Annotated in this window: 1 protein-coding gene; it reads left to right on the forward strand. The window is 57.8% G+C overall.

From position 1 onward, the window contains the following. Positions 1-21: 21 nt before the first annotated feature. The coding region (locus AB4090_RS15135) for a PQQ-binding-like beta-propeller repeat protein (protein WP_369574704.1) at positions 22-521 on the forward strand (500 nt) is incomplete at its 3' end.

The raw sequence follows: 521 nt of genomic DNA on the forward strand, positions 1-521 counted from the left end.
GTGATCACGTCCTTCGTCAGCATGTCGTCCGCCACGTTCGATCCAAAGAAAAATGTGATCATCATGGGTGGCACGCATCCGAGCAATATCTATGCGCTCAATGTAGCGACCGGCAAGCGATTGTGGACGGTGCATCCGAAGCACATCTTTTCGAGCAGCGGCGGGGATGGAACCTGGGCGGTCGAGGGTGATGTCACGATCGGACAGATCGAAACCCGGACGTCTTCCCAGAAGGCGACCTCGGATTCGGAGGAAATTGCGATCAATATCGGGACCGGCAAGATCGTGTGGTCGAAGACGCTCGGGGTCGGCAAAACGCCGCCGCGCAACAAGGATGCAGTTCCGGCGATCTTGGATGGCGTGATCTATACCGGCAGCCCTGTGACCCACGACGAATACGCGATCGATGCCAAGACCGGTAAGATCATCTGGACTGTGCCGCTCAAGGCGGGAATGAAGGCGGCCCCGACGATCGTGGGCGACGACGTGATCCAACCGACCGGCAAGGGTAATATTTTCAC

The organism is Acidithiobacillus sp. IBUN Pt1247-S3 (assembly GCF_041146875.1).
Taxonomy (GTDB): Bacteria; Pseudomonadota; Gammaproteobacteria; order Acidithiobacillales; family Acidithiobacillaceae; genus Igneacidithiobacillus.